The 14,910-nt window shown below is 72.9% G+C and carries 15 protein-coding genes; 8 read left to right on the forward strand and 7 right to left on the reverse strand.

Annotated elements, in window-relative coordinates; translation table 11 throughout:
* The first annotated feature begins 180 nt into the window (after positions 1–180).
* Both E5083_RS19230 and E5083_RS19235 read left to right on the forward strand, forming a co-directional pair.
* The gene (locus tag E5083_RS19230) at positions 181–1,077 is read left to right on the forward strand and encodes an N-acetylglucosamine kinase (RefSeq protein WP_135786928.1); all 897 of its coding nucleotides are present in this window, start codon (positions 181–183) and stop codon (positions 1,075–1,077) included.
* Positions 1,078–1,230: 153 nt separating this feature from the next.
* Positions 1,231–2,151 (forward strand): sirohydrochlorin chelatase, encoded by a 921-nt coding sequence (locus E5083_RS19235; RefSeq protein WP_135786929.1) that lies wholly within the window; start codon positions 1,231–1,233, stop codon positions 2,149–2,151.
* 215 nt (positions 2,152–2,366) lie between these two features.
* Here E5083_RS19235 and E5083_RS19240 read toward each other — a convergent pair whose 3' ends face one another.
* A complete protein-coding gene (locus tag E5083_RS19240) occupies positions 2,367–3,860 on the reverse strand; it encodes an FUSC family protein (RefSeq protein WP_135786930.1) in 1,494 nt (497 codons plus the stop codon).
* Between the two features lie 261 nt (positions 3,861–4,121).
* Here E5083_RS19240 and E5083_RS19245 point away from each other — a divergent pair, with 261 nt between their 5' ends.
* Positions 4,122–4,601, forward strand: coding sequence for an Lrp/AsnC family transcriptional regulator (locus E5083_RS19245; RefSeq protein WP_135786931.1), 480 nt, complete (start codon positions 4,122–4,124; stop codon positions 4,599–4,601).
* A gap of 61 nt (positions 4,602–4,662) precedes the next feature.
* A complete protein-coding gene (locus E5083_RS19250; protein WP_135786932.1) occupies positions 4,663–6,153 on the forward strand; it encodes an MFS transporter in 1,491 nt (496 codons plus the stop codon).
* Between the two features lie 9 nt (positions 6,154–6,162).
* Here the strand turns inward: E5083_RS19250 and E5083_RS19255 are convergent, their stop codons facing one another.
* Positions 6,163–6,909, reverse strand: coding sequence for a LysR family substrate-binding domain-containing protein (locus tag E5083_RS19255; protein ID WP_135786933.1), 747 nt, complete (start codon positions 6,907–6,909; stop codon positions 6,163–6,165).
* Positions 6,910–6,967: 58 nt separating this feature from the next.
* On the opposite strand from E5083_RS19255, the gene E5083_RS19260 reads away from it, so the two are divergent.
* From E5083_RS19260 to E5083_RS19275, 4 genes are all read left to right on the forward strand, one after another.
* Complete coding sequence (locus E5083_RS19260; RefSeq protein ID WP_135786934.1) at positions 6,968–7,360, forward strand: DUF5997 family protein; 393 nt, start codon at positions 6,968–6,970, stop codon at positions 7,358–7,360.
* A 120-nt stretch (positions 7,361–7,480) separates the two neighbouring features.
* Entirely contained in the window at positions 7,481–8,221 is a 741-nt protein-coding gene (locus tag E5083_RS19265) for a class I SAM-dependent DNA methyltransferase (RefSeq protein WP_167513575.1), read from the forward strand.
* Between the two features lie 53 nt (positions 8,222–8,274).
* Positions 8,275–9,084, forward strand: coding sequence for a M15 family metallopeptidase (locus E5083_RS19270; protein WP_135786936.1), 810 nt, complete (start codon positions 8,275–8,277; stop codon positions 9,082–9,084).
* Between the two features lie 99 nt (positions 9,085–9,183).
* Complete coding sequence (locus E5083_RS19275; RefSeq protein ID WP_135786937.1) at positions 9,184–10,389, forward strand: metallophosphoesterase; 1,206 nt, start codon at positions 9,184–9,186, stop codon at positions 10,387–10,389.
* Between the two features lie 6 nt (positions 10,390–10,395).
* On the opposite strand, the gene E5083_RS19280 is transcribed toward E5083_RS19275, so the two are convergent.
* The 5 genes from E5083_RS19280 to E5083_RS19300 all read right to left on the reverse strand — a co-directional run bounded on the left by E5083_RS19280 (position 10,396) and on the right by E5083_RS19300 (position 14,830).
* Complete coding sequence (locus E5083_RS19280) at positions 10,396–12,585, reverse strand: serine/threonine-protein kinase (protein ID WP_135787056.1); 2,190 nt, start codon at positions 12,583–12,585, stop codon at positions 10,396–10,398.
* A gap of 152 nt (positions 12,586–12,737) precedes the next feature.
* Complete coding sequence (locus tag E5083_RS19285; protein ID WP_208754087.1) at positions 12,738–13,229, reverse strand: hypothetical protein; 492 nt, start codon at positions 13,227–13,229, stop codon at positions 12,738–12,740.
* Positions 13,213–13,704, reverse strand: a complete 492-nt coding sequence (locus E5083_RS19290; protein WP_135786938.1) for an RNA polymerase sigma factor — start codon at positions 13,702–13,704, stop codon at positions 13,213–13,215. Before E5083_RS19290 ends, E5083_RS19285 begins: the two co-directional genes overlap by 17 nt.
* A 128-nt stretch (positions 13,705–13,832) precedes the next feature.
* Positions 13,833–14,441, reverse strand: a complete 609-nt coding sequence (locus E5083_RS19295; protein WP_135786939.1) for a class F sortase — start codon at positions 14,439–14,441, stop codon at positions 13,833–13,835.
* The gene (locus tag E5083_RS19300) at positions 14,438–14,830 is read right to left on the reverse strand and encodes an LPXTG cell wall anchor domain-containing protein (protein ID WP_135786940.1); all 393 of its coding nucleotides are present in this window, start codon (positions 14,828–14,830) and stop codon (positions 14,438–14,440) included. The genes E5083_RS19295 and E5083_RS19300 overlap by 4 nt, the downstream gene beginning before the upstream one ends.
* Positions 14,831–14,910: the final 80 nt, after the last annotated feature.

Raw genomic sequence — 14,910 nt, forward strand, 5'->3', positions numbered from 1 at the left:
CGCGCACATCCTCTCTCCCGCTACCCTGCCTCCGTCGCGGACGCTCCGGCGAGGAGAAGGGGAATCCCGTTGTTCCCAGAGGACAGCACGGCCCACCCGCCCGACTCCGGCTTCCTCGCGGTCGACTCCGGAGGCTCCGGCCTGCGCGTGGCCGTGGGGACGTACGGTGGAGCGCCACCCATGGAGGGCAGGTCCGCCGAGCCGGTACGGACCGGGGAACGAGGCATCGACCCGGCCCATCTGCTGGAGCTGGTACTGCCGTTGGCGCGCACCCTCGCGGCCGAGGCAGGCGTGGACGAGCTGACCACCGTCGTCGTCGGCGCCGCCGGCTTCGCCACCCTGGGCGACGCCCTCCGCGCCGAGCTGCCGGACGCGCTGACCGAAGCGCTGGACGTACGGACCGTAGCCCTCGCCGCCGACGCGGTCACCGCGTACATCGGCGCCCTCGGACCACGCCCGGGCGCCGTGCTCGCGGCCGGCACCGGCCTGATCGCCATCGGCACGGACCTGACCACCTGGCGCCGCGCGGACGGCTGGGGCCACCTGCTGGGCGACTGCGGCGGCGGTGCCTGGATCGGACGGGCCGGCCTGGAGGCGGCGCTACGGGCGTACGACGGCCGCGCGGGCGGCTCCGTACCGCTGCTGGAGCGGGCGCGGGAGCGGTTCGGGCAGCCCCCGGAGCTGCCGGGCCTGATCTATCCCCGGCCCGACCGCGCGGCCCTGCTCGCCTCCTTCGCCCCGGACGTCGCCGCCTGCGCCCCGCACGACCCCGTCGCCACCGGCATCCTGCGCGCGGCGGCCCGTCACATGGCCGAGTCGGTCGCCGCCGCGTGCCCGGCGTCCGGCATGCCCGAAGTAGCCTGCACCGGTGGCCTGTTGAATCTGGCCGAACCTCTCCTCACCTTCCTGCACGAGGAGTTGACCCGACAGATACCCCACGCCCGGCAGACGGTGGCCGAGGGCGATCCCCTGCACGGCTGCGTCCGGCTGGCCGTCGCGCTGGCGTCGGGGAACGCCGTATGGCCCGAGGACCCGCACCTGCTGCATGTGAACGGCGCACACAAGAGGCCGACATAAAGGGAAATCCGTCCCACCGAGCCCTCAACTACCCAATACGGGACCGGATCAGCCGCCCCATGTACGCAACTCATCCGACAAAACCGGACGGATACCGCTCACCTGCACCCTCCCCGAACAGGGGCGCTCGGGAAACCAGTAACATGCGGCGCCATGAGCTCCCCCACTGGACCCGAGTCCGGCCTGCCAGTACGAATGCCGCGACCCCGCCAGCCCGGACGGCACCGCCGTCCGGAGCCGCTGGTGGCTCCCGAGGACGCGCCCGCGTTCGTCCTCGCGGTGCCCGGTGCGCCCAGCGCCGCCACGCGCAGCCTCGCCGAGGAGGTCGTGAGCATCGCCCGCTCCGAGCTGCCCGGCCTCGACGCGCGGATCGGTTACCTGGACGGGGACGACGACGAATTCCCGACCCTGAGCGCCGTCCTGGCGCGCGCCGCCGAGGAGCGCACGGCCCGCCACGAGCAGGCCGTCGCCGCCGGTTCCGACGCCAAGGCGCCGGACGGTCCGGTGGCCGTGGTCGTGCCGCTGCTGGCCGGTCCCGACAACGCCCTGCTGCGGCAGACCCGCCAGGCCGTGATGGACAGCCGGGTCGCCGCCGAGCTGACCGATGTCCTCGGTCCGCACCCGCTGCTGGCGGAGGGGCTGCACGTGCGGCTGTCGGAGGCGGGCCTCGCCCGTGCCGACCGCGCCCGCCTCTTCACGGTGGCGACCGCGGCCGACGGCATCATCCTGGCGTCCGTGGGCGGCGAGGAGGCCGTGCAGGCCGCCGGCATCACCGGCATGCTGCTCGCCGCGCGCCTCGCCGTGCCGGTGATGGCCGCCGCGCTGGACCAGGAGGGCTCCATCGCCTCCATCGCCGAACAGCTCCGCGCCTCGGGCTCGCAGCAGCTCGCGCTCGCGCCGTACCTGATCGGCCCGGAGATCGACACCGCGCTCCTCACGGCGGCCGCAGCCGAGGTCGACTGCGCCACCTCCGAGGCCCTCGGCGCCTACCCCGCCATCGGCAAGCTGGCCCTCGCCAAGTACACAGCCTCCTTGGGCATCGCCCAGCAGCCCCAGGGCGCCCCAGCCTTCTAAAAAGGCCAAGCACAAAAGAAGGGCCCGCCCCACCAACCCCGGAGCGGGCCCTTCGCACTGCGTACACATCCCAGCAAGCCTGGTTCGCATCTACCTAGGGGCGCGGGGAACTGCGCGACCAGCCACAGCGCACCCGCACGACCCAGCAAGCCTCACCCCAGCCCACCTAAGGGGCGCGGGGAACTGCGCGACAAGCCACAGCGCACCCGCACGCCTCATGCCCCCACCAGCCGAGACACCCCCGCAGCCCCCCGCAGCGGCTCCGCCAGATCAGCCAGCGCATGCTCAAGCCCATGCATATGAACCAGCGCCGGCTCCACCGGAGCCTCCCCGGGCCGGTGCAAAGGCTCAACGCCCCCGACGGTGAGCGCCTCCACAGCAGCCTCCACCCGCCAACAGGCAGCGGCCAGCCGAGCATCATGAGAAGCCTCGGGATCAGCCGCAACGGCAACCAACCCCCGAACCTCCCGCGCACACTCGTCCAACAGCACCAACACCCGCCGGGCCCGCCCCTTACGCCCCACCAGCGGATTCAACGGATGCACCAACGGCGCCACAGACATCCGCACCCGCCCAAGAAGCAACTCCAGCTCAGCCACCAGCGGCCCGGGATCAGCCGTAGCCGACCCCGCAAGCCGAGCCGCAGCCTCAGCAGTGCACGCGTGCACACACCGCAACGCCCGCTGAATCCACGCATCGGTGGTGACATGCGTGGTCACCGGCAACACCACCAGCACGGCCAGCATCGCCCCCACCGCCCCGACAGCCGTCTCGGCCACCCGCAACGCCAGCAGCGCAGGCGTGAGCACCCCGAGCAGCCCGTACAGCACCTCGGCCAGCAAGGTCACCCACAGCATCATCCAGGTGTAGGACACGGCGGCCGAGTAGAAGATCCCGAACACCGCGACCGCGACCAGCACCACGGACGGCACGACAGCCCCGTCCACCGGCAGCGCCACCAGCAGCCCCAGCCCGATCCCCAGCACGGTCCCGAGAACGCGCCGGAACCCCCGTACCAGCGTCTCCCCCCGCGAGGCGGTGTTCACGAAGACCCACCAGGTCGCCCCGACGGCCCAGTACCACCGCTGCCCGGACAGCACCTGGCCGAGGACCAGCGCGAACCCGGCACCCACGACCGCCTGCGCGGCCTGCCGGGTGGTCACACGGGCCAGCCCCGTACCCCCCGGAGGGACGGGCACCGTGGGCACCGGGAGCCCCCGCTCGTAGCACCAGACCCCGAAGCGCACCGCGGCGGCGCAGAGCACGGACAGCAGGACGGCGGCGTACAGCTCGGGCAGTTGCACCGGCGTGACGTGCAGGAACTGCCCGACGAAGAACATCATGAAGGCGAACACGCCAAGGCTGTGCCCCCGCGGCCCCCACCGACGCGCGTACACGCCGACACCGACCACCGTGAGGAACGCCAGATCACGCGCGACCGGATACGCGTGCAACTCGGCGGCGACCGCCAGCACCAGCACGCCGACCCCGGGCAGCAGCGCCGTGGTGACGGCCTGCCCGCGCACGGTGGGGTCGGCGACCGTGAACAGGGCGAGCAGCGCGGCGAGTCCGCCCGCGACCATGCCGGTCAGCGACTGCCCCACCAGCCCGCACACCACGACGGCCAGCCCGATGCCGAGCACGGCCCGCGCGGCGAAGCGCAGCCGTATCCGCCCCGGGTCCGGCGCCATGAACACCTTCTTCAGCACTGCTCGTCCGCCCCCTAGTGGCCGTTCGCACGAAAAAGGCGCCGCGGAATCCGCAGCGCCATCGACACCCCTATGACAGCACCTCAGGTCCGTTTGGCTCAACTGCCTCCCTTTTCACTGAGCCATTGGCCCACACAGCCCCAACCCCGCCAGGAGCCCCGGGGACCAACGGTCCAGGTCGCACGGCATGCGCCCACCGCGAGACACTGGGCCATTGGTACAGTCACGCTGGTCGACGAACCGCGAGGAGGCCGGAACGCGATGGCCGTGGACGAACTGGACACCCGCATCCTGCGCCTGCTGCTGGAGCAGCCGCGCACCAGCGTGCGCGAGTACGCCCGCCTCCTCGGCATCGCGCGGGGCACCCTCCAGGCCCGGCTGGACCGGATGGAACGGGACGGCGTGATCACCGGCACGGGCCCCTCCCTCTCCCCCGCCGCGCTCGGCCACCCGGTGCTGGCGTTCGTGCACATCGAGGTCACGCAGGGCCACATGGACGATGTCGGGGAGGCGCTGGCGGCCGTTCCGGAGATCGTCGAGGCGTTCTCCACCACCGGTGGCGGGGACCTGCTGGCGCGGGTGGTGGGCCGGGACAACGCCCATCTGGAGGACGTGATCCAGAAGCTGATCAGCGTGCCCGGCGTGGTGCGCACCCGTACCGAGGTGGCCCTGCGGGAGCGGGTGCCGTACCGGCTGCTGCCCCTGGTGGAGTCGGTGGGCCGGTCGGCGGCGAAGTCCTGACCGCCCGCGCGGGCCCGTTTCCCGCAGTGCGGACATAAGGGTCACTGCATAGCGTGACCCCATGACTACAGTCCAGACCCGCCCTGCCGACGCCGGTGACCGACGGCGGTGGCAGGCGCTCGCGGTCTGTCTCGTGGCGGGCTTCATGACGCTGCTCGACAGCTCGATCGTGAACGTCGCGCTGCCCTCGATGGAACGCGGCCTCGGCGCCGACGCCGCCGACGTGTCCTGGGTGGTGTCGGGCTACGCGCTCACCTTCGGCCTCGCCCTCGTCCCGGCGGGCCGGCTCGGTGACGTGCGCGGGCGCCGGGCGGCGTTCCTGTTCGGGCTCGCGCTGTTCACGGTCACCTCGGTGGCCTGCGGGCTGGCGCCGAGTTCGGGCTGGCTGGTGGTCTTCCGGCTGCTGCAGGGCGCGGCCTCGGGCATCGTCGCGCCGCAGACGACGGGGCTGATCCAGCAGATGTTCCAGGGCGCCGACCGGGCGCGCGCGTTCGGGATGCTGGGCAGCGTGGTCGGCATCTCCACGGCGGTCGGCCCGCCGGCGGGCGGCCTGCTGATCCAGGCGTTCGGCGTGGACGACGGCTGGCGCTGGGTGTTCTACGTCAACCTGCCCATCGGCGTGGCCGCGTTCTGCGCGGCGCTCCGGCTGTTGCCACGTACCCCGGTGGCGGAGAAGCGGCGGGAGGGCGCGGACCTGACGGGCGTCCTGCTGCTCGGCGCGGGTGTGCTGGCGCTGATGCTGCCGCTGGTGCAGGAGCAGCAGTGGACGGGCCGGACCAAGTGGGCCCTGATGCCGGTGGCGGCGCTGCTGCTGGCCGCGTTCTGGCGCTGGGAGCGGCGTCAGGGCAAGCGCGGAAACGATCCGCTGATCGACCTGGACCTGTTCTCCCTGCGCTCCTTCACCCTGGGCGTGCTGCTGAACCTGGTGTACTTCGGCGGCTTCACGACCGTGTTCTTCGTGTACACCCTGTACTTGCAGAACGGCCTCGGCTACGGCGCGCTCGCGGCGGGGCTGGCCTCGCTGCCGTTCGCCATCGGCTCGGCGGTGGGGGCGGCGCTGGGCGGCCGGCTGGTGGTGCGGCACGGCCGGAAACTGGTGGTCGTCGGGCTGGTCGGGGTGGCGGTGGGCCTGCTCGCCGTGATCGGCGCCGTACAGCTCGTCCAGGGGCCCGGCGCGGCGTGGGCGGCGGCGCTGCCGCTGCTGCTCGCGGGGGTGGGCTCCGGGGTGACGATCTCCCCCAACACCACGCTGACCCTCACCCGCGTACCCGTCCGCCGGGCCGGGGCGGCGGGCGGCATCCTGGTGACGGCCCAGCGCATCGGATCGGCGGCCGGGATCGCGGCCGTGGGCGCGGTGTACTTCGCCCACCTGGCCAACCACGGCACCTCCACCCGGGCGCTGCAACTGGGCCTGCTCACGGCGGTCGGGATCATCCTGGTCGCGCTGGTGCTGGCCGTCGCCGACCTGCGGGAACGGCAGGCGCACCCGGAGCCGCCGATGGGCGACGGCCCGGCGCCGGAGCCCGTGGAGCGCACGCCGTCGAAGGCGTGAGCACCCGGCTCAGGACTTGCGGCGCGGCTTCCCCGGACGCCCGCCGGAGCGCCCGCGCACGGGCCGCCCGGTGGGCTTGCCGCCCTTCTGCTTGGCGGCGCCCTGTGCGGGCTTCTTCTTCTGCTGCTTGGGCTCCGGGGGCGTGGCGCGGCCCCGGGTGCTGTTGACGGTGCGGCCCCGGACGATGCCGATGAAGTCGTCCACCCGGTCGGTGGTGGCCTCCTCCGGCCAGGCCAGGGCGATCTGGGACTGCGGGGCGTCGACGACCGTGCGGTAGGTGAGGTCCTTGCGGTGGTAGAGGCGCGCCAGGGACTGCGGGACGATCAGCAGGCCCACGTTGGCCGCGACCAGTTCCAGCGCGTCCGGGGTGGTGGCGGGCCGCTCGAAGCCGGGCTCACCGGGCGGGGCGTCCCAGTCGAAGACGTCGTCCAGCGGGTGGAAGAGCACCTCGTCGGCGAGGTCGGCGAGGGTGACCTCCTCGGCCGCGGTGATCACGTGGTCCTTGGGGACGACGACCACCGTGTCCTCGGTGTACAGGGGGATCGCGCTGAAGAAGTCGCGGTCGACGGGCAGCCGTACGAAGCCCGCGTCGGCCTCTCCCGCGCGCAACAGGGCGTCCGCCTCGGCGGCGGGGACCTGGGTGAGGACGAGGGGGGTGCCGGGCAGGCGCTCGTTCCAGATCCGCACCCATTTGGCGGGCGTCACTCCGGGGACGTACGCGAGCCGGAACGACGGTGATTCTTCCGAGCCTGTCACCAGGCCAGGCTACCGGCCGTGGTCGGCTGCCACGCACACGGCCGATACCCTTGACCTCATGAGTTCGCAGCAGAGCCCCCAGACGATGAAGCCCGCCACCGCGGCGAAGAAGCTGGGTGTGTACCTCCCCGCCACCCCCGCCGCCTTCCAGGAGGGTGTGGTCTCGCGCGCCGAGCTGAACGAGCTCCAGACGAACCCGCCCGAGTGGCTGCGCGAGCTGCGTCAGAACGGCCCCCACCCCCGGCCGGTGGTCGCGGCCCGCCTCGGCATCTCCATCGCGGGCCTGGCCCGCGGCGGCGTCACCCAGCCCCTGACCACCGCGCAGATCGAGGACCTCCGCGAGGAGAGCCCCGAGTGGCTGGAGAAGGAGCGCGCCACCCAGGCCGAGGTCCGCAAGGAGACCGCGCGCATCAAGAAGCTGCACGAGGAGAAGGACGCTAAGGAGAGCTGACGCTCCTCCGTAATGACGCGGCCGCGCCCCTGGGTGCGGCCGCGTTGTTCATTGCGCCCGTTCATTGCGCCCGTTTATTGCGTCGACAACCCCCCGCCGCCCCCGGCAGAGTGGCCGCCCGTGACGAGCGGCGAGCTGTGGGACCGTGCCAGTGCCGAGCGCTACGACGCCGAGGAGACGGAGATGTCCTCGGCGGATGTGCTCGGCCCGACCCTTGATTTCCTCGCCGAACTTGCCGGTGAGGGGCGGGCGTTGGAGTTCGCCGTCGGTACCGGGCGGGTGGCGGTGCCGTTGCGGGAGCGCGGGGTGCCGGTGGCGGGGATCGAGTTCTCCGCGCACATGGCGGCGGTACTGCGCCGGAAGGTGGACGAGGAGACGCTGCCGGTCACCCTGGGAGACATGGCCACGACGGTGGTACCGGGTGAGTTCAGCCTGGTGTACCTCGTCTACAACACGATTTCCAACCTGCTGACCCAGGACGAGCAGGTGGAGTGCTTCCGTAACGCCGCCCGGCATCTGGCGCCCGGTGGGCGGTTCGTGATCGAGCTGGGGGTGCCTCCGCTGCGGCTGCTGCCGCCCACACAGGTGGCGGTGCCGTTCGATGTGTCGGCGCACCATATCGGCTTCGACACCTTCGACCTGGTGGAGCAGATCCTCGTCTCGCACCACCTCACGCGGGACGGCGAGGACGGCCGGTACCGCCGCTCGGCCTCCCGCCACCGCTACGCCTGGCCCGCGGAGCTGGACCTGATGGCCCGCATCGCCGGCCTGGACCTGGAGCGACGGGTGGCGGACTGGACCGGGGCCCCGTTCACGGACGACTCGGCCAAGCACATCTCGGTCTGGCGGAAGCCGCTCTGAGCCGGTCACCGGTACTTCCCGACCATGGTCCCCACCTGATAGACGCAGGGGGCATGACACGACTCTCCCGCGCCGCACGCGGTGTCATCACCGCCGTAGCCGCCCTGCTGACCGTCACCGCCGCCTCCGCCCCGGCCCGCGCAACGCCGGAACCGAAGGCGCCGAAGGACTTCGTGGCCCTGAGCACGGTGGACCCGACGATCCTCCAGGAGATGCGCTACTTCACCCCGCACAACTTCGTCGGCGAGCGCATCGACGGCTACCGGCAGCCGCTCTGCATCCTCACCCGCCCCGCCGCCGAGGCCCTGCACCAGGCGCAGCGCCAACTCCTGCGCCACGGCTACAGCTTGAAGGTGTACGACTGTTACCGGCCGCAGCGCGCCGTCGACCACTTCGTCCGCTGGGCCGAGGACCTGGACGACGAGGCCATGAAGGCCGAGTTCTACCCGAAGGTCGACAAGACCCGGCTCTTCGCCGACGGCTACATCGCGGAGAAGTCCGGCCACAGCCGGGGCTCGACCATGGACCTGACGATCGTCCGGCTCCCGGCGCGGCCGACCCGCCCGTACACCCCCGGCCAGCCGCTCGTCCCCTGCTTCGCCCCCAAGAAGCAGCGTTTCCCTGACAACTCCCTGGACATGGGCACGGGCTTCGACTGCTTCGACCCGCTCGCCCATACCCTGGACCCGCGTATCCAGGGCCAACAGCGGTCCAACCGGCTGCTGTTGAAGAACACCCTGGAGAAGCTCGGCTTCGTGAACCTGGCCGAGGAGTGGTGGCACTACACATACAAGCCGGAGCCGTACCCGAACACATACTTCGACTTCCCGGTGGCCTGGAAGTCGCTGTCGGCCAAGCGCTGACTCGGGCCGCCCGGAACGGACCGGCCGAGCCCCGGAGGGCGGCCCGTTTCGCGGCGGCGGACAATGGGTTCCACGGGGAGACTCCACCGAAGGGGAAGCGTGACCGAGACCAGCAGCACCCCATCCACCGCCGGTGACGCGCAAGAGGCGCCGCGCGGCCGGCTGCAACGCCTGATGCGCTACCTCCCCCTGGTCGCGCCCGTCCTGCTGTGGGCCGTGCCGTGCGGGGCCCTCCTGTACACCGGCCAGCACTGGCCGCTCCCGGTGACCCTCGTCGGCACCGCGCTGTTCGCCCTCGGCCTGATCGGTATGCCGCTGGCGATGGCACGCGGCCATGGACGGCGCCAGCAGGACTGGGCGGCGATCGTCGGGGACACGCTGCTGGGGAGCGCGTGGGTGCTGTTCGTCTGGTCCGTCCTGCTCGGCGTCCTGCTGCGGCTCGCCCTGACCGTGGCCGGTGTGGGTGACAGTCAGGACCGGGCGCGCATCGTCACCTGGGCGGTCCTCGGCGTGACCGCCGTGCTGCTCGCCTGGGGGTACGCCGAGGCCCGGCGCGTGCCGCGCGTGCGCCGGCTGGACGTGGAACTCCCGCGCCTGGGCGCCGGGTTGGACGGCACCCGGGTCGTCCTGATCACCGACACCCACTACGGCCCGCTCGACCGCGCCCGCTGGTCGGAACGGGTCTGCGAGACCGTGAACACCCTGGAGGCCGACCTGGTCTGCCACACCGGCGACATCGCGGACGGCACGGCCGAACGCCGCCGCGCCCAGGCGACCCCGCTGGGCACCGTCGAGGCGACGCGGGGCCGCGTCTACGTCACCGGCAACCACGAGTACTACAGCGAGGCCCAGGGCTGGGTCGACCTGATGGACGAGCTGGGCTGGGAGCCGCTGCGCAACCGCCATGTGCTGCTGGAGCGCGGGGGCGACACCCTCGTGGTGGCCGGCGTGGACGATGTCACCGCCGAGTCCTCGGGCCTGGCGGGCCACGGCGCGGACCTCGCCGAAGCGCTGACCGGCGCCGACCCCGACCTCCCCGTCCTGCTCCTCGCCCACCAGCCCAAGTTCATCGACCGGGCGGCGGCCCAGGGCGTCGACCTCCAGCTATCCGGCCACACCCACGGCGGCCAGATCTGGCCGTTCCACTACCTGGTCCGCCTCGACCAGCCCGCCCTCGCCGGCCTCACCCACCACGGCTCCCGCACCCAGCTCTACACGAGCCGGGGCACGGGCTTCTGGGGTCCGCCGTTCCGGGTCTTCGCCCCGAGCGAGATCACCCTGCTCGTACTCCGTTCGGCGTCGTAGGGCGGGTCAGCCCGTCTCCGGCGGGTTCCGGGTGTCGAAGGCGAAGAGCGTGTTGTTCGCCGCGGCCACGATCACCGCACGTCCTGCGACGGTCACACGCGGGCTCGCCCCCTGCTCGCCGGTCAGACCATCGGCCTGCGGCCCGGTCGTCCAGAGGGATGTGCCGTCGTGGGGCGCCAGGGCGACGACCCGGCCGGTGGCCGAGCTGAAGTACACCGCTCCGTCTCCCGCCACGGGCCCCGACGCGCCCTCCACAGCGGTCTGCCGTGACCACCTGCTCCGGCCGGTCGAGGGGTCGATCGCCGTGACCAGCCCGGTCTGCCCGCTCACATAGACGGTGCCGCCCGCCATCCCCGGCGTCCCCGCGTACGCCCTGGCCAGCCGGGAGTACGTGACCTTCCGCGATGCCGGGTCGACCCGCACCACGCCGTCGTACCCGTCCGACGCGACTCCGTCCAGGTGCTCCCGAAGGAGTACGAGCCTGCCGCCCGCGACGCCCATCGGCACGGCGGGCCCGTCGACCTGTATGGGAGCGCCCAGTCGCCCCGAGGCTCGGTCGACCTCGTACAGGGTGGGGTGGAGCACCGCCACGGCGTCCATCTCCTCGTCGGTCGCGCACATCGCGAAGAGCCGCGGGCCGGCGGGGACGGGGGCGCACCGCGCGCCCGTGGGGAACGGTGTCGTCCAGCGGACCGCACCGCTGCGCGCGTCACGGGCCTCCAGGCGGGAGTTGGACCCGTCGACCATCACGACGGCGGAGCCGACCACGATGGCGTCCCGGGTCCGGCCCGTGACGGCTTGCGACTGCGCGCCGGACGGCGCGGACCACAGCTCGCGGCCCGTCCTGGCGTCGACGGCCACCACCTCGGTGAGAGGGGACTTCGGGTCGTCCTGGGCGGCGATGCGGTAGCCGAGCACCGTGTCGTCGGTCGCGCCCACCAGGTGCACGCCCTGGGCGGGGACGCCCGGACTCTTCACGGTCCACACCCGCGAGCCGTCACGGGCCCGCAGCCGGGCCGCGACGACACCGCCGCCCCCGCAGTACACCGCGTCGCCGTGCGCGACGCAGCGCAGTTCGTCGGGGATGTCCTCACGGCCGCCCAGCACGGCCTTGTGCCACGGCTTGAAGCCGTCCGGAAGGGCGGCTGCCGATGCCGCGACGCTCTTGCCCCGGTCGTCGTCGCTCCCGGAGCGGACCACGTTCAGCGCGGCGACGGCCCCGCCGATGGCCGCGACCGCGACGGCGACGGCTAGGGCGGGCCGCCAGCGGTGGCGCAGACGGCGACCGCTGAGGGTGCTTTCCGCGCCGGGACCGGTAGGGGCGAGATGCTGAGTGGCCATGTCGCCGGGCCGGCCCGCGCCGAGTCCGTCCGTCTCGGTGCCGCCGAGATCCATCGGCAAGTTCCGCAGCAGCACGAGGAGTTCGTCCGACGAGGGGCGCTGCCCCGGCTCCTTGGCCAGGCACGGCTCGACGACCGCGCGCAGCGCCTCCGGCACGGCCCCGAGCGACGGCTCCTCGTGCACCACCTGATATGCCATCAGGTAGGGGCTGTCGCCCTCGAAGGGCCCGCGGCCCGTCGCCGCGTACACCAGCAGGGTGCCCAGCGAGAAGACGTCCGACCTCGGCCCCACGTCGCGCGGCGACTGCAACTGCTCCGGCGACATGAAGGGCGGCGTACCGATGATCCGCCCCGTCATCGTGAGCGTCTCCTGGTCGACGGCACGCGAGATGCCGAAGTCGATGACGCGCGGGCCCTCGGGCGAGAGGACGACGTTCGAGGGCTTCAGGTCACGGTGGACGACACCGGCCCGGTGGATGTCGCGCAGCGCCTCCGCCAGCCCGATGGCGAGGTTCCTGAGCCTCGCCCCGCTCAACGGGCCCTCTACGGCGCAGTGCTGGGCGAGCGTGCGCCCCTCGATGTACGCCGTCGCCATCCACGGCTGCTCGGCCTCGGGATCGGCGTCGACCACGGCGGCGGTGAACGCACCGCTCACCCGCCGCGCCGCCACCACCTCCTGCCGGAAACGGATACGGAACTCGTCGTCCTCCGCGAAGTGCCGGTGGATCAGCTTGACGGCGACCGGCCGCCCCGAAGCGGTACGGGCGAGGAAGACCGTGCCCATGCCTCCCGAGCCGAGCCGCGCCTCCAGGGGATAGCCGCCGATCTCGGCCGGATCACCCGCGCGCAGCGACACCGCTCCCGACTTCCCGCTCTCCACGTGCACCTCTGCCACCACGGACCTGCCCACCTGACGCACCCAAGCTAACCGCAAGGCGGTTGGGCACGGCGACATGGGTAGCTGGACCTGATGGTCCGGGGTGTCCACTTCGCAGCGGACGTCACGGCTCAGGAGCGCGTCGGGTCCGTCGACGGCACCGCCGTGCGCGGGCGCGGGGTGGGGGGCAAGGGCCGGCGCTCCGTAGGGGTGGCCGAGGGGACGGCTGAGGGCGAGGTGATGGCTGCCGACGGGATCTGCGTACTGGTCGAGGAGCGGGCGTCGGGGCGTGCGTCAGGGCGTGCGGAGGGACGCACGGGATCGGACTGGGCCGGGCTCGGCGGGGCCGTGGGGCTGCTCGCGGGGGGCGGAGCGAGGGGGACCGTCGGAGAGGCGGGGTCCTGAGGTGCGCCGCGCAGGAAGGGTACGGCGAGGAGGGCGGCGACCGCGCAGCCCGCACTGGCTACGACAGCGGTGCGCAGGATGCGGCGGCGGGCCGCGCCACGGCGGATCTCCTCGTACCAGCCGGGCGGGGGTGCGAGGTGTGCGGACGGGGGCCGCATGAGGACGGCGAGGGGGTCGTCGGGTTCGAAGTCCGGACCGTCGTCACTGTATGTGATCAAGGCTTCTCCTCAAGTGGGCGCGGAGCAGTTCACGGGCCGCGTGAAGGTCGGCCTTGACGGTCCCTTCCTTGCGCCCGGTCAGCTCGGCCACCTCCCGGATCGGCAAGTCAGCGTAGTAGTGCAGGAGGGTCGGTATGCGCAGTCGTTCGGGGAGCGCCTGGACGAGCAGGCGGACCGACGGATCGTTCTGCTCGGTGGGCGGGAGCACGGACGCCTCCACGGTGGCGCGGCGCACGGCCCGGCGTTCGCGCTCCAGGCGGCGCCAGTGGTCGCGGACGATGTTGGCGGCCGTGACGTAGAGGAAGCCCCGGGGCTCCGACACTGACGTCCAGCGGGCCCAGAGGCGGGTGAACGCCTCCGAGGCGATCTCGTGGGCGGTCTCGTCGTCGTCCACCAGACGGCGGCACCAGCCGGCCAGGCGCGGGTAGAGAACGGCGAACAGCTCTGCTGCCGCCTTCTCACGGGACCGTTTCAACACTCTCCATGGGGGTGGGGTTCTGGCGCCCGGATGCTCGGGGCCACCCTGGGGAAGACCCCGGACCGAGGCCGTACGCTCCACGGCGTACGTTCCGTCGGCCCGGGATCAGGGCGGGCGGCGACCGGTCAGCGACGCGTGGTGTGCGACGCGGCGAAGACGATCACGTTGTCGGGATAGCCGTCGCCGGTTCGGGGGCCGCCGCAGGTGATGAGCCGCAACTCCGGCCGGTCGACGTCGCCGTACACCGCCTCCGTGGGGAACTCGGCCTTGGCGACGGTCCGTACGGAGGTGACGGTGAACTCGGCCGAGGTGCCGTTCTCCAGGCGCACGCTGATCCCGTCGCCCCGGCGCAGCCGGTCGAGCCGGCGGAAGACGCCGTCCCCGTAGGGACCGACCGTGACATGACCGAGGATCACCGACGGGCCCGTCTGCCCCGGCACCGGGGAGCTCTGGTACCAGCCGGCCTGGTCGTGCGCGGTGATCGGGGGCACCTGCACGGTGCCGTCCTGCGCCAACCCGAGCCGCATGACCGGGGTGTCGACGCCGATCCCGGGAATCCGCAGGCGCACCGGGACCGAACGGCTGCGCGCGGCCGGCGGTTTCGCGGAGGGGGTGGTCAGGTGCGCGCCACCGGGGCGAGCGGCGGATGCCCGGTCACCGCCGTGCCCGGCGCAGCTCACGAGCAGCGAGGCCGCCGCCGCGGTGACGCACACACGCCTGGAGAGGTGAGTCATGCCCCGGTCGCCCGGCGGCGGCGTACGAGGAGGACCGCCGCGCCGCCTACCGCGAGCACGCCGGCGGAACTGCCGCCGATCAGCATGCCGTCGGAGCTGTCGGAGCCGGTGGTCACGCCGGTGTCGGGCGCGCCGCTCGGCACGACACCGACCTGGCCGCGTCGTTCACCCGGCGCGACGGACGGCACGGGGGTGGCCGCCCGGCTCGGCACCTGGGTGGGAACCGCGCTCGGCTCCGCACTGGCGGGCGCGCTCGGCCGGGCCGACGGTGCGGAGGTGGCGGGGCGGGGGGTCGGGGACGAGTCCGCCCCACTGGCGAACGCGGGCACCGTGCTCGCCAGCACGGCGACGCACGCGGCCGCCGTGGCACTGAGGACTGTTCGGCGCATGTATCGCTCTCTCTCGTCGGCCGGTCCGGCGGGTGGCCGGGCCGGCTGTGTGATGGATCGAGCGGAGAGACGAGACAGGC

The sequence above is a fragment of the Streptomyces bauhiniae genome (assembly GCF_004784475.1).
Taxonomy (GTDB): domain Bacteria; phylum Actinomycetota; class Actinomycetes; order Streptomycetales; family Streptomycetaceae; genus Streptomyces; species Streptomyces seoulensis.